The 23,643-nt window shown below is 45.9% G+C and carries 18 protein-coding genes; 9 read left to right on the forward strand and 9 right to left on the reverse strand.

The annotated features are described in order from the left end of the window. Positions 1–6: 6 nt before the first annotated feature. Both aceF and lpdA read left to right on the forward strand, forming a co-directional pair. A complete protein-coding gene (gene aceF / locus AC6R16_RS20365) occupies positions 7–1,905 on the forward strand; it encodes a pyruvate dehydrogenase complex dihydrolipoyllysine-residue acetyltransferase (RefSeq protein ID WP_500675552.1) in 1,899 nt (632 codons plus the stop codon). Positions 1,906–2,173: 268 nt separating this feature from the next. Then, complete coding sequence (lpdA, locus tag AC6R16_RS20370; protein WP_004742613.1) at positions 2,174–3,601, forward strand: dihydrolipoyl dehydrogenase; 1,428 nt, start codon at positions 2,174–2,176, stop codon at positions 3,599–3,601. A gap of 120 nt (positions 3,602–3,721) precedes the next feature. On the opposite strand, the gene AC6R16_RS20375 is transcribed toward lpdA, so the two are convergent. Then, complete coding sequence (locus tag AC6R16_RS20375; RefSeq protein WP_004742614.1) at positions 3,722–4,342, reverse strand: LuxR/HapR/OpaR family quorum-sensing transcriptional regulator; 621 nt, start codon at positions 4,340–4,342, stop codon at positions 3,722–3,724. 303 nt (positions 4,343–4,645) lie between these two features. Between AC6R16_RS20375 and hpt the strand changes: the two genes are divergently transcribed. After that, a complete protein-coding gene (hpt, locus tag AC6R16_RS20380) occupies positions 4,646–5,176 on the forward strand; it encodes a hypoxanthine phosphoribosyltransferase (RefSeq protein WP_004742615.1) in 531 nt (176 codons plus the stop codon). Between the two features lie 79 nt (positions 5,177–5,255). On the opposite strand, the gene can is transcribed toward hpt, so the two are convergent. Then, positions 5,256–5,924, reverse strand: coding sequence for a carbonate dehydratase (gene can / locus AC6R16_RS20385; RefSeq protein WP_004742616.1), 669 nt, complete (start codon positions 5,922–5,924; stop codon positions 5,256–5,258). Positions 5,925–6,338: 414 nt separating this feature from the next. Here can and AC6R16_RS20390 point away from each other — a divergent pair, with 414 nt between their 5' ends. The 3 genes from AC6R16_RS20390 (at position 6,339) to AC6R16_RS20400 (ending at position 9,866) form a co-directional block, all read left to right on the forward strand. Next, the gene (locus AC6R16_RS20390; RefSeq protein ID WP_500675553.1) at positions 6,339–8,009 is read left to right on the forward strand and encodes a SulP family inorganic anion transporter; all 1,671 of its coding nucleotides are present in this window, start codon (positions 6,339–6,341) and stop codon (positions 8,007–8,009) included. Between the two features lie 167 nt (positions 8,010–8,176). After that, positions 8,177–9,094 (forward strand): ABC transporter ATP-binding protein, encoded by a 918-nt coding sequence (locus AC6R16_RS20395; protein ID WP_500675606.1) that lies wholly within the window; start codon positions 8,177–8,179, stop codon positions 9,092–9,094. Between the two features lies 1 nt (position 9,095). Beyond that, positions 9,096–9,866, forward strand: a complete 771-nt coding sequence (locus AC6R16_RS20400; protein WP_004742619.1) for an ABC transporter permease — start codon at positions 9,096–9,098, stop codon at positions 9,864–9,866. 313 nt (positions 9,867–10,179) lie between these two features. On the opposite strand, the gene panC is transcribed toward AC6R16_RS20400, so the two are convergent. From panC to sfsA, 7 genes are all read right to left on the reverse strand, one after another. Then, positions 10,180–11,082, reverse strand: a complete 903-nt coding sequence (panC, locus tag AC6R16_RS20405) for a pantoate--beta-alanine ligase (RefSeq protein WP_500675554.1) — start codon at positions 11,080–11,082, stop codon at positions 10,180–10,182. Between the two features lie 11 nt (positions 11,083–11,093). Beyond that, positions 11,094–11,888, reverse strand: coding sequence for a 3-methyl-2-oxobutanoate hydroxymethyltransferase (panB, locus tag AC6R16_RS20410; RefSeq protein ID WP_500675555.1), 795 nt, complete (start codon positions 11,886–11,888; stop codon positions 11,094–11,096). A gap of 22 nt (positions 11,889–11,910) precedes the next feature. Next, positions 11,911–12,396 carry a 2-amino-4-hydroxy-6-hydroxymethyldihydropteridine diphosphokinase gene (folK, locus tag AC6R16_RS20415; RefSeq protein ID WP_500675556.1) on the reverse strand — a complete coding sequence of 162 codons (486 nt, stop codon included), beginning with the start codon at positions 12,394–12,396 and terminating at the stop codon, positions 11,911–11,913. After that, a complete protein-coding gene (gene pcnB / locus AC6R16_RS20420; protein WP_500675557.1) occupies positions 12,393–13,760 on the reverse strand; it encodes a polynucleotide adenylyltransferase PcnB in 1,368 nt (455 codons plus the stop codon). Before pcnB ends, folK begins: the two co-directional genes overlap by 4 nt. Positions 13,761–13,841: 81 nt before the next feature. After that, entirely contained in the window at positions 13,842–14,732 is an 891-nt protein-coding gene (gluQRS, locus tag AC6R16_RS20425) for a tRNA glutamyl-Q(34) synthetase GluQRS (RefSeq protein ID WP_500675558.1), read from the reverse strand. Between the two features lie 70 nt (positions 14,733–14,802). Then, positions 14,803–15,249, reverse strand: coding sequence for an RNA polymerase-binding protein DksA (gene dksA, locus AC6R16_RS20430; protein WP_171324669.1), 447 nt, complete (start codon positions 15,247–15,249; stop codon positions 14,803–14,805). Between the two features lie 139 nt (positions 15,250–15,388). Then, a complete protein-coding gene (sfsA, locus tag AC6R16_RS20435) occupies positions 15,389–16,102 on the reverse strand; it encodes a DNA/RNA nuclease SfsA (protein ID WP_500675559.1) in 714 nt (237 codons plus the stop codon). A 55-nt stretch (positions 16,103–16,157) separates the two neighbouring features. On the opposite strand from sfsA, the gene hrpB reads away from it, so the two are divergent. From hrpB to AC6R16_RS20450, 3 genes are all read left to right on the forward strand, one after another. Further along, complete coding sequence (gene hrpB / locus AC6R16_RS20440; RefSeq protein ID WP_500675560.1) at positions 16,158–18,611, forward strand: ATP-dependent helicase HrpB; 2,454 nt, start codon at positions 16,158–16,160, stop codon at positions 18,609–18,611. Then, positions 18,608–20,971, forward strand: coding sequence for a penicillin-binding protein 1B (gene mrcB / locus AC6R16_RS20445; RefSeq protein ID WP_500675561.1), 2,364 nt, complete (start codon positions 18,608–18,610; stop codon positions 20,969–20,971). Before hrpB ends, mrcB begins: the two co-directional genes overlap by 4 nt. An 87-nt stretch (positions 20,972–21,058) precedes the next feature. Further along, a complete protein-coding gene (locus AC6R16_RS20450) occupies positions 21,059–23,347 on the forward strand; it encodes a patatin-like phospholipase family protein (RefSeq protein WP_500675562.1) in 2,289 nt (762 codons plus the stop codon). Positions 23,348–23,643: the final 296 nt, after the last annotated feature.

Below are 23,643 nucleotides of genomic sequence, written 5' to 3' on the forward strand. Positions count from 1 at the left end.
TAAGAAATGGCAATCGAAATTAATGTACCAGACATCGGTGCGGATGAGGTTGAAGTTACTGAAATTCTTGTAAGCGTTGGCGACAAGGTTGAAGAAGAGCAGTCTCTTATTACAGTTGAAGGCGATAAAGCTTCTATGGAAGTTCCTGCTTCTCAAGCGGGTATCGTTAAAGAAATCAAAGTTACGGAAGGTGACTCTGTTTCTACTGGTTCTCTAATCATGATTTTCGAAGCCGAGGGTGCAGCTGACGCTGCACCTGCTCCTGCGGCAGAAGCAGCTCCAGCAGCGGCTCCAGCTCCAGCAGCAGCGGCAGAGCTTAAAGAAGTTCACGTACCAGATATCGGTGGCGATGAAGTTGAAGTGACTGAAATCATGGTTGCAGTTGGCGACAGCATTGAAGAAGAGCAATCTCTTCTAACGGTTGAAGGCGACAAAGCTTCTATGGAAGTACCTGCACCATTCGCAGGTACGCTAAAAGAGATCAAAGTAGCAGCAGGCGATAAAGTTACGACTGGTTCGTTAATCATGGTATTCGAAGTAGCAGGCTCTGGCGCTCCAGCGGCACCTGCAGCAGTAGAAGCTCCAGTTGCAGCGGCTCCAGCAGCATCAGCAGCATCAGCAGCGAAAGAAGTTAACGTTCCTGATATCGGCGGTGACGAAGTTGAAGTAACTGAGATCATGGTTGCAGTTGGCGATACAGTGGAAGAAGAGCAATCTCTAATCACTGTTGAAGGTGACAAAGCGTCAATGGAAGTTCCTGCTCCATTTGCTGGTACAGTTAAAGAGATCAAAATTGCAGCAGGCGACAAAGTGTCGACTGGCTCGCTAATCATGGTCTTCGAAGTGGCGGGTGCAGCACCTGCTCCAGCAGCAGCCCCTGCTCAAGCGGCGGCACCTGCAGCAGCTCCAGCTCCTAAAGCAGAAGCTCCAGCGGCACCAGCAGCAACAGGTGATTTCCAAGAGAACAATGAGTACGCACACGCGTCTCCAGTTGTTCGTCGTCTAGCTCGTGAGTTTGGCGTTAACCTTTCTAAGGTTAAAGGTACTGGTCGTAAGAGCCGTATCCTAAAAGAAGACGTACAGTCTTACGTTAAAGATGCGCTTAAGCGTCTTGAGTCTGGCGCAGGTGCTGCGGCATCTGGTAAAGGCGACGGCGCGGCTCTTGGCTTACTACCTTGGCCAAAAGTGGACTTCAGCAAGTTTGGCGAAACTGAAGTTCAGAAGCTTTCTAAGATCAAGAAGATCTCTGGTGCTAACCTGCACCGTAACTGGGTAATGATCCCTCACGTTACACAGTGGGATAACGCTGACATCACTGAGCTAGAAGCATTCCGTAAAGAGCAGAACGCTATCGAAGCGAAGAAAGACACGGGTATGAAGATCACGCCACTAGTGTTCATCATGAAAGCTGCAGCGAAAGCGCTAGAAGCTTTCCCAGCGTTCAACTCTTCTCTATCTGAAGATGGCGAAAGCATCATTCTGAAGAAATACGTGAACATCGGTATCGCAGTCGATACGCCTAACGGTCTAGTTGTTCCTGTATTTAAAGATGTGAACAAGAAAGGCATCTACGAGCTATCTGAAGAGCTAATGGCTATTTCTAAGAAAGCACGTGCTGGTAAGCTAACTGCTGGTGATATGCAAGGTGGTTGTTTCACAATCTCTAGTCTTGGTGGTATCGGCGGTACTGCGTTTACACCAATCGTAAATGCTCCAGAAGTTGGTATCCTAGGTGTGTCTAAGTCTGAAATGAAGCCAGTGTGGAACGGTAAAGAGTTCGAACCACGTCTACAGCTTCCACTATCTCTATCATACGACCACCGTGTGATTGATGGTGCTGAAGGTGCTCGCTTCATCACGTTCTTGAACGCAGCGCTATCAGACATTCGTCGTCTAGTTCTTTAATTAAAGATTAGATGATTTAGAGGCGGCATTAGAGCCGCCTCTACTACTAATAATTATCAGACAATTTGATTGCAGACCTTAGAGTGAATAAGGTTTTCTCAAACGAATTGTTGTCTAGCTCACAGGCTAAATTGATTTACTTTTCACACCATTAACATCTCTGTAAACTGATGGCGGTCTGAAAACAACTGTTTAAAATAAACTGACTTGAACATATAGAATCAATACCCACTCAGCCTGTTAGGGATAATGACTACAAGAGGTCAAAATGAGCAAAGAAATTAAAGCCCAAGTTGTAGTACTTGGTGCAGGTCCTGCTGGTTACTCTGCCGCTTTCCGTTGTGCAGACTTAGGTCTAGAAACGGTTCTTATCGAGCGTTACAGCACTCTTGGTGGTGTGTGTCTAAACGTGGGTTGTATCCCATCTAAAGCACTACTTCACGTATCTAAAGTTATCGAAGAAGCAAAAGCACTTGCTGACCACGGTATCGTATTTGGTGAACCTCAAACGGATATCGACAAGATCCGTAAGTGGAAAGAGAAAGTAATTAACCAACTAACTGGCGGTCTTGGCGGTATGGCTAAGATGCGTAAAGTTAACGTGGTTAACGGCTTTGGTAAATTCACTGGTCCTAACACTATCGAAGTGGAAGGCGAAGAAGGCAAAACTGTTGTTAACTTTGACAACGCTATCGTTGCAGCGGGTTCTCGCCCAATCAAGCTACCATTTATCCCACATGAAGACCCACGTATTTGGGACTCAACTGACGCTCTAGAGCTGAAGGAAGTTCCAGGAAAACTTCTAATCATGGGTGGTGGTATCATCGGTCTAGAAATGGGTACGGTTTACCACTCTCTAGGTTCTCAAATCGATGTTGTTGAAATGTTCGACCAAGTTATCCCTGCTGCGGATAAAGATATCGTGAAGGTTTACACTAAGCGTATCAAGAACAAGTTCAACCTAATGCTTGAAACGAAAGTAACAGCAGTTGAAGCGAAAGAAGACGGTATCTACGTTTCAATGGAAGGCAAGAAAGCACCAGCAGAAGCTGAGCGCTACGATGCTGTTCTAGTTGCTATCGGTCGTGTGCCAAATGGTCAACTTCTTGATGCAGAAAAAGCGGGTCTAGAAGTAGACGAGCGCGGTTTCATCAACGTTGACAAGCAAATGCGTACTAACGTTCCTCACATCTTTGCTATCGGTGATATCGTTGGTCAACCAATGCTTGCTCACAAAGGTGTGCATGAAGGTCACGTTGCTGCTGAAGTTATTGCTGGTAAGAAGCACTACTTCGACCCTAAAGTTATTCCTTCAATTGCTTACACTGAGCCAGAAGTGGCATGGGTTGGTAAGACTGAGAAAGAAGCAAAAGCGGAAGGCATCAACTACGAAACGGCTACATTCCCATGGGCAGCTTCAGGTCGTGCAATCGCGTCTGACTGTGCAGACGGTATGACTAAGCTAATCTTCGACAAAGACACTCATCGTGTAATTGGTGGTGCTATCGTTGGTACTAACGGTGGTGAACTACTTGGTGAAATCGGTCTAGCGATCGAGATGGGCTGTGATGCTGAAGATATCGCACTAACAATCCATGCTCACCCAACTCTACACGAGTCAGTAGGTCTAGCGGCGGAAGTGTTTGAAGGTACAATCACTGACCTTCCAAACCCTAAAGCGAAAAAGAAGAAGTAATCCACTCTTCTAGCTGAATCTAAAAACCGCTGAGCTTTCTCAGCGGTTTTTTTATGCTCTGCATACAACAAAGCCTGCTCGTTGAGCAGGCTTTGTCTTAGTGTGCGTCAGGCTTTTAGGTTACGCGTTTTTCGCGTGCTTGTAGATGCACAGCATGTCTAAGTAGCTTTCAGTTAGCTTCTTCATGCCGTCTTCATCTTGAGTACGGTTTGCTTGCACAAACAGTGAGTAGAAGATACCGTGGAACAGAGTCGCTAGTTCAGCAGGCTCATGTTCTTCACATACCTCACCACGTTCAATTGCCTTAACAAACATATTCTGAACCAAGAGTTGGTTAGTACGGTTTGTTGAAACAAACAGTGGCCATACTTCATCACGAGTTGAGGCACTCCATTCGAACCACACTTTAAGCCAGTGGCAATCGTTAAGTACCAGTTCAACCATTGCTGAAGTTAGGTTATTTAGGTTTTCTTTCGCATGAATATCTAAGTCGATATTGTCTGATAGGAAGTTCGAGAATTGACGAACAACGTAGTTTAGTACGTCATCAACCAAATCTTCACGAGTTGGGAAGTAGTTGAAGACAGTTGCAACAGAAACTTGCGCAATTTCTGCAATGTCAGCATGACCACCGCGGCCGATGCCACGACGAGCGAACACTTCCAGTGCGATTTCCATTAGTTGCTGTTTTCGTTTTTGCGGTGAAAGACGCGTACGCGGTCTTTTAGCAATTGAGTCCATAATTAATTTCCTTGCCAAATGAGTTGTTTATATTTGTTTGGGCTTTTTGCCCTATTTATTAATTTATAATTTGCTGACGCCCTATGAGTGTAATGGTGCATATAGTTAAGGTCAACGGTTTCAGTCTATTTTATAATCACTTTTGTTAATATCGTGCTAAAGATCAATAAGAAATAATCCTGTGTTTCATGAATTATTTAGGCAAACGTTTTTCCTTGGCGCATGCTGGTGGTAAACTACGCGCCTAAATCTTGAGTGACTATAATTACGCTCTATACAGCTAACGTGAAAAACGAGATTGGTATGAAACATACAGTAGAAGTAATGATTTCTGAGCAGGAAGTCAGTGAACGAGTTAAAGAGCTAGGCAAGCAAATTAGCGAGCACTACAAGGGCAGCGAAGATGTGGTTCTAGTGGGGCTTCTGCGTGGATCATTTGTATTCATGGCTGACTTAGCGCGTGCCATCGACCTGACTCACCAAGTGGATTTCATGACCGCTTCTAGCTACGGCAATACAATGGAAAGTTCGCGAGATGTTCGCATCTTGAAAGATCTCGATGACGATATTAAAGGCAAAGATGTCCTGCTCGTCGAAGACATTATCGATACAGGTAACACTTTAAACAAAGTAAAAGAGATTCTGAGCCTTCGTGAGCCTAAGTCGATAGAAATCTGTACGCTACTAGACAAGCCTTCTCGTCGTGAAGTTGCAGTAGATGTGAAGTGGATTGGTTTTGAAATTCCAGATGAGTTCGTTGTTGGTGTCGGTATCGACTACGCACAAAAATACCGTCACTTGCCTTACATTGGTAAAGTAGTTCCTCAAGAGTAACTCAACTCTTAAAGCTAGATACAGAAAAACGCCCGCTAAGTTAGCGGGCGTTTTTATTGAATAAAGAATAGGTAGCCGCTTAACGACACAGAAGCTTGTGTTGCGGATTGAGGACGCTTTCCATCGCTTTTTGGTAAGAGCTTTCAACGCTTTCACGAGAATTAGAACGAGCGCCTAAGTACTCTAGCTTACCATCACCGATGCCATAGACCACGCCATGAATCTCAATATCTTGTCCACGTTCCCAAGCGTTTTGCATAATGGTTGAGTTAGCAAGATTATAAACCTGCTCAACGACATTGATTTCGCCGAGTTTGTCCGCGCGATCTTGTTCAGGCATGGTTTCTAGGTAATCACGATGCTTGAAATACAAATCGCGAATATGCAGTAACCAGTTGTTGATCAAGCCTAGCTGAGGGTTATCAATTGCCGCTTTTACGCCCCCGCAGCCATAGTGGCCACAGACAATGACATGTTTTACTTTAAGAACGTCTACTGCGTACTGCACGACCGATAGGCAGTTAAGGTCGGTATGGATAACTTGGTTTGCGACGTTACGGTGAACAAACAGTTCGCCTGAGTAGAGCCCAGTCAAGCGTTCTGCAGGTACTCGACTGTCTGAACAACCAATCCATAAAAAGCCAGGGCTTTGTCCTTCTTCCAATTTGGCAAAGTATTCAGGGCGTTCCGCCTTGATTGACTCGGACCATTTCGAATTGTTCTCAAATAACTGTTTAATTTCCGGCATCTTACTCACGACCCTTAATAAAATCTTGCATCACTATACACAATGTTACAATTTCCTTCCCGTCAAAATTGGGTAAAACGGTACTCATCTGACGTGTTTGAGCGCGAAAAATCATAAACTTAGTCACTATCCTAACTAATGGTTATAACCTATGAGTGATGAGATGTAATTAACACTTATCTCTTTCAAGTAACATTTGTTAAGGTGATGGAGTTAGCTACATTTCGCAGCAAGTTTATTACATTTCGCGTGATATTTGGCTACAAAAACTAAGGTTATTTTTTTAACTTCTCTTAATAACCAGAATAACCTAAAACCAGTATGTTGTGACTAGGTCCAAATCAAATGTCTGTTGCTCTCTGTCGAGCAGCCGAAACCTTTTGGGCTATGACGTGTTAGACATGGAGTAACGTTTTGTTTGTTAGTCGTTTTGAAGATATGAATCTCAAAGGAGATTTATTTGGTGGTGTCACCACGGCTATTATCTCGTTGCCTTTGGCGCTAGCCTTTGGCGTGGCTTCCGGTGCAGGAGCTGAAGCGGGTTTGTGGGGCGCGATCATGGTCGGTCTGTTCGCTGCTCTGTTTGGTGGGTCAAACACATTAATCTCTGAGCCTACCGGTCCAATGACGGTTATCATGACCGCGGTGTTGACTAGCATGATGGCTAAATACCCTGAAACAGGGATGGCGATGACCTTTACTGTCGTCATGATGGCCGGCGCATTTCAGGTTTTATTAGGGACACTAAAGTTAGGAAAGTACGTAACTTTGATGCCATATAGCGTGATATCTGGCTTTATGTCAGGAATTGGCGTTATTTTAATTATACTGCAAATATCACCACTACTTGGGCAAGCGGCCCCTGCTGGTGGCGTTATGGGAACCCTGTCAGCGATCCCCGAGATTGTCGCTAACATGAAGTTTAGCGAGCTGTTTTTAGGCTTGTTAACGCTTGGTATTCTATTTTTCTTCCCCAAAAAGTATCGCCGCTATGTACCTGCACAGTTGGTCGCTTTGGTCGCGGTTACCTTACTGTCGGTCATCATCTTCGATACAGAGTCTATTCGTCGCATAGGTGAAATTCCAGCAGGTCTGCCATCACTGGTGATCCCGCATATCGATGCCGCGATGTTTACCGAGATGGTCATTGATGCCTTGGTGCTTGGCACACTAGGCTGTATTGATACCTTGTTGACTGCGGTAATTGGTGACTCTTTGACACGTAAAGAGCACGACTCCGACAAAGAGCTGCGCGGGCAGGGGCTAGCAAATATCATCTCTGGTCTATTTGGCGCTTTACCGGGCGCAGGTGCGACCATGGGAACAGTCACCAATATTCAAGTCGGTGCTCGCTCTCCTCTATCTGGCGTGGTTCGCGCCTTAATGCTCGCTTTGGTGGTACTGGTTGCCGGTGGGCTAACAGAACCTATCCCAATGGCTGTACTAGCCGGTATTGCGGTGTATGTAGGCTTTAATATCCTAGACTGGAGTTTTATCCAACGTGCTCACAAGGTAAGCTTTGCGGGCATGGCGGTGATGTACGGCGTAATGCTGCTGACGGTATTCGTTGATTTGATTGTAGCGGTTGGCCTTGGTGTATTTATCTCAAATATCATCATCATTGAACGCTTAAGTCGCGAACAAGCTCGTCAGGTTAAAGCCATCAGTGACGCGGATGAAGATGATGTGCCGTTGACTGATAGCGAACGTGGATTATTGGATATGGCGAATGGCAAGGTGTTGTTCTTCTATCTTTCTGGGCCAATGATCTTCAGTGTTTCAAAAGCGATATCTCGTCAACATTCCAGCATTTCAGATTATGAAGTGATGATCTTAGACCTGACTGATGTGCCTATGATTGACGTGACGGTTGGCTTGGCACTTGAGAATGCGATTAAAGATGCACTGGATGCCAATTGCCAGGTTTATCTGCTGTGCCCGAATGAAAAAACTCGCCAGCAGTTAGAGAAATTCCACGTAATAGACTTAGTTCCTCAGGACAATACCTTCAAGTTCCGTTACGAAGCGCTTAGAGCTGCAGTCAAGCACGTTGATACCGATGAGCATCAGTTAGAAGCTGTATAAGCAACGATTTATATTAAAACTTTGACGCCACTAGAGGAAACTCTAGTGGCGTTTTTTATTTCGATAAAGTTCATTTCTAAAATATTCGAAAGGTTTAATTGTAATCATCGTTATTCAACGATAAACTGATTTACAAATAAGATGTAGCAATGGCAACCGTAAATAATATGTATGCATTAGAAATTGAGCAGCTGCGTAAAACTTATGCTGGTGGGTTTGAAGCGCTTAAAGGCATTAGTTTAAATGTCGCCAAAGGGGATTTTTACGCCTTGCTTGGGCCAAACGGAGCCGGTAAGTCCACCACTATAGGTGTGATCTCTTCGCTAGTGAACAAGACTTCAGGCCAGGTTAAGGTGTTTGGCTATGACATCGACAAAGATTTAGAGCTAGCTAAGCAAAATCTTGGCTTAGTGCCGCAAGAATTTAACTTTAACCAATTTGAAACCGTCGAACAGATTGTTCTGCAACAAGCGGGTTACTACGGCGTTCCTAAACAACTCGCTAAAGAAAGAGCTCAAAAGTATCTCACTAAGCTTGATCTTTGGGAGAAACGTAGCGAACGTGCAAGAAACCTTTCTGGTGGTATGAAGCGCCGTTTGATGATTGCTCGCGCGCTCATGCATGAACCACAGCTGCTTATTCTCGATGAGCCGACTGCTGGGGTTGATATCGAATTACGTCGCTCAATGTGGGAGTTCTTGAAAGAGATCAACTCACAGCAAGGTATCACTATCATCTTAACCACCCATTACCTAGAAGAAGCGGAAATGCTGTGTCGTAACATCGGTATCATCAACAAGGGTGAGCTGATTGAAAATACCACGATGAAGGATCTACTCGGCAAACTCCATGTTGAGACCTTTATTCTCGACTTAGCTGAAGGTAGCTCAGAACCACAGTTGTCTGGGGTCAACAGCCAGACATTTATCAACGGGTCTTTGGAGATTGAGATTGAAAAGACACAAGGTTTGAATGCGATCTTTACCCAACTGACTGAGCAAGGTGTTCAAGTATTGTCTATGCGTAACAAAGCAAACCGTTTAGAAGAACTGTTTGTCAGTATTGTTAGAGAAGGAGGGCAGTAAGATGTATCAGCTATATTGGACAGCCTTCTGTAGCCTGCTGACAAAAGAGGTCAATCGTTTTACTCGTATTTGGGTTCAGACCTTAGTTCCACCTGCGATTACGATGACACTCTACTTCATTATCTTCGGTAGCCTGATCGGCTCACGTATCGGTGAGATGAACGGCTTTAGCTATATGGAGTATATCGTTCCGGGCTTGATTATGATGTCGGTGATCACCAACTCATATTCTAACGTCGCGTCGTCATTCTTCAGTGCCAAGTTCCAGAAGAACATTGAAGAGTTGCTTGTTGCACCTGTACCAAACTATGTGATCATTCTTGGCTTTGTTATGGGTGGTGTAGTGCGCGGTTTGCTTGTTGGTACCATCGTCACCTTTGTTTCACTTTTCTTTGTTGATCTTCAGGTCGATCACTGGGGCATTATTATTGCGACGGTATTTATGACCTCGGTTGTGTTCTCACTCGGTGGCTTGATCAATGCTGTGTATGCTAAGACCTTCGATGATATTTCGATCATCCCGACCTTTGTTTTGACACCTCTGACATACTTGGGTGGCGTGTTTTACTCAATTAGCTTGTTGCCTGAGTTCTGGCAAGGTGTATCTAAGATCAACCCGATCGTCTACATGGTTAACGCCTTCCGCTACGGTTTCTTAGGGGTGTCTGATGTCGGTATTGTGACTTCGTTTAGTGTACTGGGTGTGTTTGTCGTTGCTTTGTATGCGGTAGCCCATTACCTAGTGACTCGCGGAATAGGGTTGCGTAGTTAGTAGCGGACTGCGTCCTAGAGATCGGGCTGCGCCCGCGAGAATCGAGAACGGGCTTCGCCCTTCGGGATTAATTGTCATTCCCTAGACTGACGAAGGAAGGAGTAGGGAATCTCTTACAGCGAGTCGGTAGCTTGATGAGATCCCCAACTCGTTCGTTCCTTACTCTTGAGGATGACCATAAAAACAAAAAGGGTTGATACTTTCATATCAACCCTTCAAACTTTTCTCGCTTCTCGCTTCTCGCTTCTCGCTTCTCGCTTCTCGCTTCTCGCTTCTCGCTTCTCGCTTCTCGCTTCTCGCTTCTCGCTTCTCGCTATTCTGCGCTTTCTGATGGCGCTTCAGCAGTTTCTTCTTCTTTTGATTCAACCGCCATTTCGACAACTTGGTTATCGATCAGGCGAGCTTTACCTAAGAAAGCAGACATTAAAATGACCGCTTGAGTGGTATCGGCAGTGATCGCTTGCAGGGTGCGGGCATCGCGAATAAAGATCTCATCAGGCTGCAGGCCTGCTGCGCGTAGCTGATCATTCGCATCTTCAATCACAGATGCGTAGTCATCGCGTCCGCCTCGCATAGCGCTGCTAATCCAACGCATAGTACGAGCCAAGACTGGAGCTCGTTGACGCTCATCAATGGTCAGAAGGCCGTTACGTGAGCTCATTGCTAAGCCATCCATTTCACGCACTGTCGGCACGCCGATGATTTCGATATCCATAGCCAAGTCTTCGGTCATTTTGCGAATTACGGCTAGCTGTTGGAAGTCTTTCTCACCAAAGCAAGCGACATCAGGCTGAACAATATTGAAAAGCTTGCTCACTACGGTGGCAACGCCACGGAAGTGACCTGGGCGAGAGGCACCTTCAAGGATGTTAGATAGACCCGGAACCTCCACAGAGGTTTGATTCTCTACCCCGTTTGGATAGATGATTTCAGGCGTCGGAGTAAAGACAACTTCAACACCTTCACCGCCTAGTTTGGCAAGATCATCTTCCAAGGTGCGAGGGTAGTTATTGAGATCGTCCGCACGGTCAAACTGCATTGGGTTAACAAAGATGCTCACCACAACAATGTCGGCGTGCTCACGTGCTTTACGAACTAAGGTTAAGTGACCTTCGTGCAGGTTGCCCATGGTTGGAACAAAAGCCACCTTGCGTCCATCTCGCTTGTACTGCTTAATCTGCTCTCTAAGAGCGGCAATTTCAGCAAAAGTTTGCATGACTATAATCCTTACGCGATGGTATGTGCGTCGCCAGGGAAAGCTCCGCTTTCGACGTCTTCCTTGTATTTAGCTACAGCTTTACGCATGTCGCCAGTTTCAGCAAGGAAGTTTTTCGAGAATTTTGGCATGTAGTTCGCTGCAATACCGAACATATCGTGCATAACTAGGATCTGGCCGTCAGTGACATTTCCGGCACCAATACCAATCACTGGCACATCACATACTTCGGTGATGCGTGCGGCGAGTTCTTTTGGAACACATTCAAGCAAAATGATTTGTGCGCCTGCTTCTTGCAGAGCAAGTGCATCACGAACCATGCGTTCGGCTTTATCTTGCTCGCGGCCTTGTACTTTGAAACCACCAAAGATATTCACTGATTGTGGAGTCAGTCCTAGATGGGCACACACAGGTACAGCGCGCTCCGTAAGCATTTTCACAGTGTCGACTAGCCAGTCGCCACCTTCAATTTTTACCATGTTTGCACCAGCACGCATCAGAGTCGCGGCATTTTCACATGCTTGCTCTGGTGTGGCATAGCTCATAAATGGCATATCAGCCATCAATAAACAGTTAGGGCTGCCGGCACGAACACAGCGAGTATGGTAAGCAAGTTCTTCAACCGTCACAGGTAACGTTGAAGTTTCGCCTTGAAGAACCATACCTAGTGAGTCGCCTACTAGCAGTACTGGCATCTCTTGGCTTTCGAATAGCTGAGCGAAGCTCGCATCGTAAGCGGTAGAAGTTGCAAATTTACGACCTTCTTGCTTCCATTTCATTAGGTCGTTGATAGAAATTTTTTTCATGATTTTTCCTTACAGGAGTTGGCTATGATTGCCAAATACGCAGACCGTTTTGCTCAACGACTTTCAGTAAGTCTTCCAGTCTGGTCCCACATGGGAGGGTTAAATTTGGTGCGATTTCTGCGAGCGGGTAGAGTACGAACTCTCGCTCTTTCATTCCGTAGTGAGGAACGACTAGGCGCTCGGAATCCATCACCTCATTGCCATAAAGCAGAATATCGAGATCTAAGGTTCTTGGACCCCAACGCTCTTCTTTACGGACACGCCCTTGCTCTTGTTCAATAGCTTGAGTGCTATCAAGCAGTTCAAGTGGCGTTAATTCTGTTTTTACTTCAACCACGGCATTGATGTAGTCAGGTTGGTCTTGAGGGCCCATCGGTGTACTGCTGTACAATGATGAGCTACGCACGAAGTCTGACTTAGGAAGTTGTTTTAATGCATCAATAGCCGCATTGGCTTGAGAGACAGGATCGCTAAGATTGCTGCCTACTGCGATAAAGACCGTGATCATGACGATGCCTTAGGCTTTTTCTTACGGTAGTTCTTGCGGCGACGCTGCTTTGGTAGGCCTTCAGCTGAAGAATCTAAGTCGGCAACCATTGCCTGACGCATATTGCGACCTGCATTTTGGAAGGTTTCCCACCATTTGGCTAATAGCTCTGTATCGCCTTGTTCAATCTCACCACGCATCTCAAGGAAGTCAAAGCCTGCGCGGAATTTGTTGAGTTCCATTAGGCGGAAAGCGCGTTTACCGTTGCGACGGGGCATACGAAGCTGTAATTGCCAGATTTCGCGAATCGTCGCCGTGTGGCGGCGTGGAATGGCGATGGTGCGTACCTGATCATCAAGTACGTAGTTGCTCGCTTCCATGATCGCGTCATAGAAAGAGAGCTTACGCTTCTCCATTAACTGGTTAGCTTTCTCTTGCAGTGGGTACCACAGCATAGCAGCGAACATAAATGCAGGGTTAATGCGTTTACCTTCTTCGATGCGCTGATCGGTAGAATCTAATACCAGATCAAGCATCTGCTCGGTTTGTGATGAGTAATCTTCAGTAAAGAACTCTGCAATTGTTGGGAACAACTGTTGGAACAAGTTGTACTCACGCATCAGGTGGTAAGTTTCTAGACCATGACCTGATTGCAGCATCTTTAATGATTCCTCATAAAGACGTGCTGGTGGAATGTCTTGAAGTAAGGTTGAAAGCTCTTCAATAGGCTCAGCGGTGTCTTCTTCAATATCGAAGTCGAGTTTTACTGCAAAGCGAATTGCACGCAGCATACGCACTGGGTCTTCGCGATAGCGCGTTTCAGGGTCACCGAGTAAGCGAATTAGCTTGTCTTCTAAATCTTCAATGCCACCGGCGTAGTCGTGAATGGAGTAGTCACCGATGCTGTAGTACATAGCGTTGACGGTAAAATCACGACGTTCAGCGTCTTCATCAATGGTGCCGTAAACATTATCACGTAACAGCATGCCTTCTTTTGATTGCTGAGAGACATTCTTGCTTGGTTCTTGATGGTGACCACGGAATGTTGCCACTTCAATGATGTCGCGGCCAAACATAATGTGGGCTAGGCGGAATCGACGACCAATCAAACGGCAGTTCTTAAATAGCTGCCTGATCTGCTCTGGAGTGGCGTTGGTTGCAATATCAAAGTCTTTCGGTGCTTGACCGAGCAATAAGTCTCGAACCCCACCACCTACAAGATATGCGTCGAAGCCTGCACCATGAAGACGGTATAGCACCTTCAATGCATTATCACTGATTTTTTTGCGCGAGATGTTATGCTCTTGACGAGTAATAATATTTAAATCGAGTTCAGTAATTGCTCGAGATTCGCTTGGTGTATAGTCGTTTTTATTCATGTGCATTTGGCAATAATTGGTTAATCCAATCTTGCTTGAGTTTAGTTTCTTAGGCCCGCTAGGGGCGAATTTGCGGCTAATAATAGCTTACAGCGAGCGGTTTGAGAATAATGGTGTGACCTCAGTTGATGAAGGCAATTGAGTTAGGTGCCAATTCTGTACACCCCACTCAATGATTTCATCTATGCTCGAATGGCTAATTTCTTCCATAATATCAAACCCTAAGAACATCATGGCATCAAGCAATGCAGGTTTTGGGTTTTCGTTATCAATCGCTTTCGCGTGGTTTTGTTTGGATAACTTCTGACCATTTTTATCAAGTGCTAACGGAAGGTGTAAATAGTCTACCGGGGCTTTGTTTAGCATTTGATAAAGACTGATTTGTCTGCCTGTGGGTTCAATCAAATCTGCCCCGCGGACCACTTCAGTAATTCCCTGTTCAATGTCATCCAATACTACTGCAAGGTTATAGGCAAATAACCCGTCGCGGCGCTTTATAATAAAATCTTCATCTGCCAGTGCGTTTGGGATGCGCAAAATACCATGACGTTTATCATTAAACTCGTAAACCGGTTTGGTCATACGTAATCGAATTGCACACTGCTCTTGATTGGTTAAGCCAAGGTCGCGGCATGTGCCGGAGTAGAAGCCACCAAGCGCTTTGATTTGCTTACGTGTGCACTGGCAGTAATACGCTTGTCCTGTTGCTAACCAACGTTCAATTTGTGCTTGATATAAGTCGTGTCGTTGACTCTGGTATACCACTTCACCATCCCAAAACAGACGGTATGCTTCTAAGGTTTCTAAGATCAAAGAAGCAGCACCGGGCATTTCGCGTGGTGGATCTAAGTCTTCAATTCTAACCAACCATTGACCGTGATTTGCTTTCGCTTGGAAATAACTGCCTAAAGCGGCGATCAAGGAGCCAAAATGCAGTGGACCGGATGGGGATGGAGCGAAGCGACCAATATAACTCATACTATTTTTATGCCGTGATACAAACCAAAAAGGGAGCCAAAGCTCCCTTCAATAGTCATTGCAAGAGTGGTTAACCCTGCATTTGCTTCTCTTTGATTTCTGCAAGAGTCTTACAGTCGATACAAAGGTCTGCGGTTGGACGAGCTTCTAGGCGACGAATACCGATCTCGATACCACAAGATTCACAGAAGCCAAAGTCGTCTTCTTCGATCTTGTTGAGCGTCTTTTCGATCTTTTTAATCAGACGGCGTTCACGGTCACGGTTGCGTAGCTCTAAGCTGAACTCTTCTTCTTGAGAAGCACGGTCAACTGGATCTGGGAAATTTGCTGCCTCGTCCTGCATATGGTGTACAGTGCGGTCAACTTCTTCCCTGAGCTGGTTGCGCCAAGCTGATAGAATTTTTGTAAAATGAGCCAACTGCTCAGGTGACATGTATTCTTCACCTGCTTTTTCTTGGTATGGCTCAACCCCTGCAATGGCTAGGATGCCTAGCGCTTTTTTCTTTGAGTCTGGCATGCAGCATCTCCTACTAACACCTAGTCAACTGCGCTCGCAGTTATTTTTAAGGCGGGTATCTATAGCAAAAAGAATCTTTGGAGGCAAATACTTGAGGTTAAACTTACTGTCAATGTGAAGGTCACATCATTTTTGGCCGTTAATGGCTAAATTCGAGTGACTTGACCAGTTTAATCTCATCGCTTGAAAGCTCTGCCTTGTAGCACAGTACTTCCACCCCTTGTTCTTGAGCGTATTTCAGTAATTGTGAATATTTGGCGTCTATATGGAGTGCTGGAGCGACTTTTTCAATCCCTGAATGTAAAACAGTGAATAAAAGTACTGCTCTGCTTCCAGAATGCACCATTTCTGTGAGCTCTCTCAGGTGCTTTTGTCCACGAGTAGTGACTGCATCTGGGAAATACCCTTGGCCTTGTAAATCCTCATCCAATAAGGTGACGCTTTTAACCTCTATATAGCATTTTGGTTGATTTTCTGATTTGAGCAAGATATCAATCCGGCTATTTTCATTGCCATATTTCACTTCAGTTTGAAGTTGGTCATAACCTAGCAGTTCACTAATCACGCCAGCTTCTATCGCTTCCACAGCTAATTGGTTCGCTCGCGCGGTATTAATACAGATGCGATGACCTTGACTGGTCTCCGATAATTCCCAGCTATTCGGGTACTTACGCTTAGGGTTACCCGACGTTGAGTACCAAACTTTATTTCCTGGCGTTGCGCAGCCGGTCATTGCACCTGTATTGGCGCAGTGGATGGTGCGCTCACTGCCATCCGGTAAAGTAATGTCGGCGAGAAAGCGCTTATAGCGTTTGATTAGTGTGGCCGATTCTAATGATGGTTCAAACTTCATTTAGCACTGTTTTTATGTACAATAGTTGCCAACATTACACCACAAGGTTTCTCCTTTGTCACAATTGCCTATTCAGGGCGTGATGCCAGAGCTCATCTCTGGTGTGCGCAACAGCTCACAGCTCATTCTAAAAGCAGCCCCTGGTGCGGGTAAATCAACCCATTTTCCACTGCAATTGATTAAGCACAATGTGGTTAAAGGCAAGATTATTATGCTGGAGCCGAGGCGACTCGCCGCGCGTAACATTGCCCGTTACCTTGCCGAGCAGCTTGGAGAAAAGGTTGGACAGCGAGTGGGTTATCGCGTTCGTGGAGAAAACAAAACCAGTCAACATACCCAGTTGGAAGTGGTGACCGAAGGTATTCTGACTCGAATGATTCAATCCGATCCGGAATTGGCAGGCATCGATCTGGTGATCTTTGATGAGTTTCACGAACGCAGTATTCATGCTGATACCGCGCTCGCGTTTTGTTTGGAGATCCAAGAAGCATTGCGCGATGATCTTAAATTAGTGGTGATGTCAGCGACATTAGATCAACTCGCTCTATCTCGTTTGTTACCTGACGCTGAATACGTTGAATCTCAAGGTAGAAGCTTTCCAGTTGAGCACAGATATGTCCCAGCTAAGCCAAATGAACGCTTAGAAGAGCAGATGGCGAAGCAGATTACCTCGCTGATAGAAAACGAATCCGGTTCTTTATTGGCTTTTCTACCGGGAGTGGCGGCAATCAAACGTGTTGAAGAGCGATTGCAGCACCTAGCGAGTGGTGTTCAGATTTGTCCTCTCTATGGGCAGCTAGACTTTGCTCAGCAGCAAGCCGCAATCCAACCGGCTAAAAATGGCGAGAGAAAAGTTGTATTGGCCACCAATATTGCGGAAACCTCGCTAACCATTGAAGGTATTAGGCTAGTTGTTGACTCTGGTTATGAGCGCGTTGCGAAGTTTGATCTGAAAAGTGGTGTCACTCGTTTAGAGCAAACTCGGATTGCTCAATCATCTGCTGAGCAAAGATCGGGCCGTGCAGGGCGTTTAGAGCCTGGTATTTGTGTACGGTTGTATTCTGAAGGGCAGCTCAATCAACAGCCTTATGTGCCTTCACCGGAAATACTGCATTCAGATTTGTCGAATCTGGTATTGGAGCTTGCTCAGTGGGGAGCACAAACGCCTGCTGATTTAAGTTGGCTAGATATACCGCCTGAAAGTGCGATACACCAAGCCAGAGCCTTGCTTGTGCAGCTTGGGCTACTGGACAGCAAAGGGCAGCTAACAGAGGCCGGTAAACTGGCCGCGAAGCTGGGCTTAGAGCCAAGAGCTTGCGCTATGCTTGCCAAAGCGAAAGACTCAAGCGAGACCGCTGCGGCAATTATCGCCCTTTTGGAGGAGCCTGAACGCAACACATTGGACTTTATGCACAGCGTGCACCGTTTAAAGCTGGGTAAACACAGCAAGCAAAAACTGGTGATTGAACGCGCGCGAACCATTGCCAAGCGCATCGGTAGCGATTTCTTACTAACTAGCATCGACGAGTCATCAGTTGCCTGTTTGCTGGCGCTGGCTTTCCCTGATCGAATTGCTCAGGCTCGTAGCAATCAGTTAGGACGTTTCTTACTCGCCAATGGACATGGGGCGCAGATAGAAGACAGCCAAAGACTCGCTGCTTGCGATTATATTGTCGTGATTGACTTGATGCGCGGTCAATCGGAATCCTCACAAATATTTTCTGCCTTGGAACTTGATCTCGCGGCGTTGCAGCAGCGTTCTCCAGAGCTGTTTACATCGATAGAGTTGGTTGATTGGGATGAACAAAAAGGTCGTCTGATTGCTGAATGTCAGACAAAACTTGGCCGCTTAATCATTGAGAGAAAAGTGCTTCCGGAACCTCCACGTGAAAAAATGACGCAAGCTTTACTTAATTTCGTTCAACGTAAAGGGCTTTCAGTATTAAATTGGACACCGCAAAGTATCGAGCTTCTAGAACGTATGCGCTGTGGGCAGGAGTGGTTACCGGAACAAGAGTGGCCCCAGTTAGATGAGACGGGGCTATTGCACCATTTGTCTGATTGGTTAGAGCCATACCTAAACGGTATCGGTTCGGTAAAAGCGTTGGCAAAGGTGGATTTGAGCGCGGCGTTATTGGCTTATTTAGGCTGGCCGTTAAATCAAGAGATAGACAAGTGGCTGCCAACACATTACCAAGTGCCAACGGGAAGCAAGAAGAAAATTCGCTATCAGCAAGGCCAGGAGCCAGTCTTGTCGGTCCGGATGCAGGAAGTGTTTGGTGAACAGGCTTCACCTGAAATTGCTCAAGGTAGGAAGCGTTTGGTGTTAGAGCTACTTTCTCCTGCGCAAAGACCACTCCAAGTGACTCGAGATCTGGCGAGTTTTTGGAGTGGCGCATACAAAGAAGTGCAGAAAGAGATGAAAGGGCGCTACCCTAAGCACGTTTGGCCGGATGATCCAGCTAACCATGTGGCGACAACGAAAACCAAAAGACAGCTAAACTCATGACCAAGAAATCAACGTCGGCAGGCACTAAAAAGACAACCAATAAGCCTGTGCGCAAACGCGCGACCAAATCCCCTAAACGGAGCCCAAACAAGAAACAGAAACGTTCTTGGTTAAAGGCTATTTGGAGCTTGAGTTGGAAGCTTGCTTTAGCCGGTATCGCTGTGTTGCTAGTGGTCGGCATCTATCTTGATACTTTGGTGAAACAGCGCTTTGAAGGACAGCTTTTCGACCTACCGACAGTGGTCTACGCACGTATTCTTAACTTAGCTCCAGGCGACTCAATTACCATCCAAGAAGTACGCAATGAGCTGGATGTGCTTAACTATCGTAAGGTGCGCCAACCTCGTTATCCCGGTGAGTATTCCTCGTCGTCAACTAAGATTGAGCTTATACGCCGTCCATTTGAGTTTAGCGACGGCCCTGAGCCAGATCGCCACGTGATGCTCCACTTTTCGAAAAACAATCTTGAGCGAATTCAATCGTTAGAGAAGAAAGGCGATCTAGGTTACTTGCGCATTGAGCCTAAGATGTTAGGAATGTTAGAGAAAAACCACGATGAGCAAAGGCTGTTTGTTAAGCGTGAGCAATTTCCCGAGGTGATGATCGATGCCTTGCTGACTACTGAGGACCGTGATTTCTATCAGCATGATGGCGTGTCACCATTAGCGATAGCTCGGGCTCTGGTCGCGAATGTTAAGGCTGGGAGAACAGTTCAAGGGGGAAGTACCCTTACACAGCAATTGGCGAAGAATATCTTCCTATCGAGTGATCGCACCTTATGGCGAAAAATCCGCGAAGCGTATATTGCGTTAATTCTCGACCATCGGTACAGCAAAGATCGAATCTTAGAGGCGTATCTTAATGAAGTGTATCTAGGACAAAGCCGCGGACAAGCGATTCATGGTTTTGGCTTAGCGGCTCGGCTTTATTTCGGTCAACCTATTCAAGAGCTACGCATCGATCAGTTGGCTTTGCTAGTTGGCATGGTGAAAGGACCTTCCTATTACAACCCTGTTCGCTTCCCTGAGCGGGCGAAAAAACGTCGCGATTTAGTGCTTCGTTTGATGATGCAACACGATATTCTCACTGCGCGTGAATATGATATGGCTGCCAGTCGACCGTTGGACATTCAAGATAATCCACAGATAGCCAGTCGTCAGCCTGCGTATTTCCAACAGTTGAAAATTGAGCTGAGGGATAAAGTAGGTGAAGCTTTCCAGTCCGACGTCGGTTTGAAAGTATTTACCTCACTAGACCCTGTCTCTCAGCATGAACTAGAGCAGGCGATTGCCAAGAAAATCCCGCAACTTGCTAGCGTCGCGGGTAAGTCTTTAGAGGGTGCCGCTGTTGCCGTTGATCGTCATAGCGGAGAAATTCGCGCTATGGTTGGCGGTAAACGCACTGGCTATGACGGTTTTAACCGCGCGCTGAATGCGAGCCGCCAAATCGGTTCACTGGCTAAGCCAGCGGTTTATTTAACAGCGCTTGAGCAGCCGAATAAATACAACCTCGCCACCACCTTGCACGATAAACCAATAAGTCTAAAGGGCAGCAAAGGCAACGTTTGGTCGCCACGTAACTATGATCGTAAATTTCGAGGTGATGTGCCTTTGTATATTGCTTTAGCGAAATCACTGAACGTACCGACCGTTGAACTGGGCATGCGACTAGGCATTCCAAGTGTGGTGAAAACCCTAGAAAAACTTGGCGTCGATAAAAATGAGATTCGCCCTGTACCGTCGATGTTCCTTGGCTCATTCACATTGACCCCCTTCCAAGTGGCACAGATGTACCAAACTCTGACCAATTCGGGTAAGCAAGCAAGGTTGTCCGCGCTACGCTCAGTGATCGACTTAGACGGCAATGTCTTGTATCAGTCACTACCAAGAGTGTCACAGACCGTTGACCAACAGGCGGCATGGCTAACCACTTATGCGATGAAGCGTGGGGTACTTGAAGGGACTGGTCGCTACCTTAATAGCCAATTTGGCTGGGCGGCATTGGCAGGTAAAACGGGCACCAGTAACGATACTCGTGATAGCTGGTTTGTCGGTGTTGATGGGCGTGAGGTGACAACCATATGGTTAGGTCGAGATGACAACAAACCGACTAAGCTGACAGGCTCTAGTGGTGCACTGAGGGTCTATGCTGAGTACCTAAAACACCGAATCCCAGAGAAATTAACCCTGCCTTGGCCACAAGGTCTCAGTACATTAGGTTTTGCAAAAACTGCGCAGGGTAGTTTAGATCTTGATTGTTCCAATCAGTTTAAACTGCCTGTTTGGGATGTTGGCGGAAGCCTGAAAGAACAGTGCGAGAGTCAACCGAAACAGTGGATCAAAGAACTATTTAGTTGGTAGCAATCATTGTGTGGAATATTAATACTTTACGACGATCGAGTCTGCCAGTATAAACACAACATAAAGCTCTAGAAAGGAACTCGAATCGTGAGAACACTCATTGGCTTCCTAGCATGTGTTATTGGAAGTGTGGCCTTTAGTGCCGTGGCTCAGCCTGAAGCGCAGCAAGAAACAAGACCTAAAGTCGCACTTGTACTCGCAGGTGGTGGTGCAAAAGGTGCCGCGCATATTGGCGTGTTAAAAGCACTAGAAGAGCTAAGAGTTCCGGTCGACATCATTACTGGTACAAGTATGGGCTCTTATGTGGGGGGCTTATACGCCACGGGTATGAGTGCCGATGAAATAGAGTCTTTTATCTACACCGTTGATTGGAATAGCGGTTACCGCGATCGAGTTGATCGCAGCCAGCGTAAAGTTCAAGACAAAGAATACGAAGACAGATATCAACTTACCACCGACTTGGGACTTCGCTGGGGAGAAATTCGCGGAAAACGCGGCCTAGTTCAAGGTCAGGGAATGCTTAAGCTTTTGCGTGAAACCGCAGGTAACCTGCCCCCTTTTGAGTCTTTCGATGATCTCGCCATTCCTTACCGCTCTGTCGCTACGGATATTCTAGAGCTAGAACCTGTGGTTATCGACCATGGCTACTTAGTCGATGCAATGATGGCGAGCATGTCGGTACCTGGGGCTTTGCCACCATACAATCTCAACGGTCGTCTCCTGGTTGATGGTGGGGTAACCAACAACATGCCAGTGGATATTGCCCGAGACCTCGGTGCTGATATCGTGATAGCTGTCGATATAAGTACTGAGTACAAAAGTGAAGAGGACTTCACCACCCTGTTCACCGTCGCCGATCAGTTATCTAACTATCTTGTGCGAAATACGACCAACCAACAGGCTGAACTTCTCACTGAGCAAGATCTCTACTTACGCCCAGAAGTAGGGGGGATGGAAACGACTGAATTTCACAAAATGCCAGATGCTTTTGACAAAGGCTACCAAGTGACAATGCAAAGCAAAGATTTGCTAAAGCAATTCAGCCTTTCATCAGCAGACTATCAAGATTATGTGGATCATAAAGAAGATGTTCGTCGTGGCCTACGTTACGGCGATGAAATCACGATTCAAAACGTGGTGATAAATAACAACTCGCACTATGCAGATGAGTTACTTGCAAAGCGACTGAATCTTGAAGAAGGTAACAAGTATAGTTTGTCTCAAGTTGAGAAGAGTGTTCAGGATTTATATGCGTTAGATCGATTTGAATTGATCAAATACCGCTATGATGAAGTGGATGGACAAGACACGCTGATTGTCGATGTGAATGAAAAGTCCTGGGGGCCAAATTACGTTAATTTCCGCTTTTTCCTCGAAGATGATTTTTCGACTGACAGCCAGTACTCACTAGGTGTATCGAGCAACTTTACCGATCTCAATGATTATGGTGCAGAGCTAAGAACAGATTTTGAGATAGGTACGGATAAACGCTTTGAAGCTCTGTTTTATACGCCTTTTTTCTCGAGCCAAAAGTCCTTTACTACCTTTGGTGTGACTTATAGCGATGAGAAGCGTAATCTGCCGGCCACTGGATTTGAGGATACCACCTTATCTGCGACGAAAAACTACTTCCCACTCTCTTTCAGTGAATGGGTCGCTGAATGGGCTTTAGGCTATCAAGATACCTTATGGCGACGCTTTAAAATTGGTGCGAGGTATGTAGATGGCGAAGGTGAACTGTCTACACTCCCTTCTTATCTAGACTTGTCTTACAAACGTTTAGGAGTGTTTACTAACTACCGAATCGACACTCTCGATAATTACAGCCTGCCGCGTAAAGGCTTTTATCTAAACCTAGATTATTTGATCTCCCATGACGAAAGTACAGGTGGAAGCCCACTCACTGAAGCAACGGAAGATGAAGATACGGCTTACGAGTTTGGCGCTAAGATGATCGCGGCGCAGACTTTTTCTCGCCATACTTTGGTCGCAAATATTGATGTAGGGTTCGTAAACAACAAAAACTCATCTATCCCAATTGATCCTAAAGAAATTGGTGGTTTCCTAAATTTGTCGGGAATTCCACGTAACAGCTTGATTGGACAGAACAAACTATTTGGCAGCCTTGTCTATCGCTATCGTTGGTTTGATAATGACTTTGGCTTGTTCACTTCACCATTCTATATCGGTGCTTCAATGGAGTATGGCGGTGTCTGGAATGATCCCGAACTAGATATTGATGATGCGCCTTTATACGCTGCAGGCTCTGTGTTTGCTGGCGTTGACTCTCCGATTGGGCCAATAATGTTTGGTTACGGTCGCACTGAACAGAATTTTGATTCTGTTTACCTAATTATTGGCACTACATTTAAGTAACCACTTTCTCATTCAATATCACCATATCCTATTCTCAAAGAGTAGGATATGGGCTGAATTGACATGAAAAATCATAGAACTTTAGTCTTAAGTTGCTATGTTGGTCAAAATGATGAGATTTTAATTTAACGTTAAATTTGCTATTCTAACGCCCACAGTTTGGCCTCTCTGGCACTGTTTCTCAGTCAGCATTGAATGATAAATATGGCAAGGAGAGCCAAGTTTCCAAGGATGTTCACTCCCTTATTCTTTGAATAAATAGCATAAGAGGGAGGAACCGCAATGAGAGGAAAAAG

Source organism: Vibrio sp. R10-SG3-ISO10, assembly GCF_059834185.1.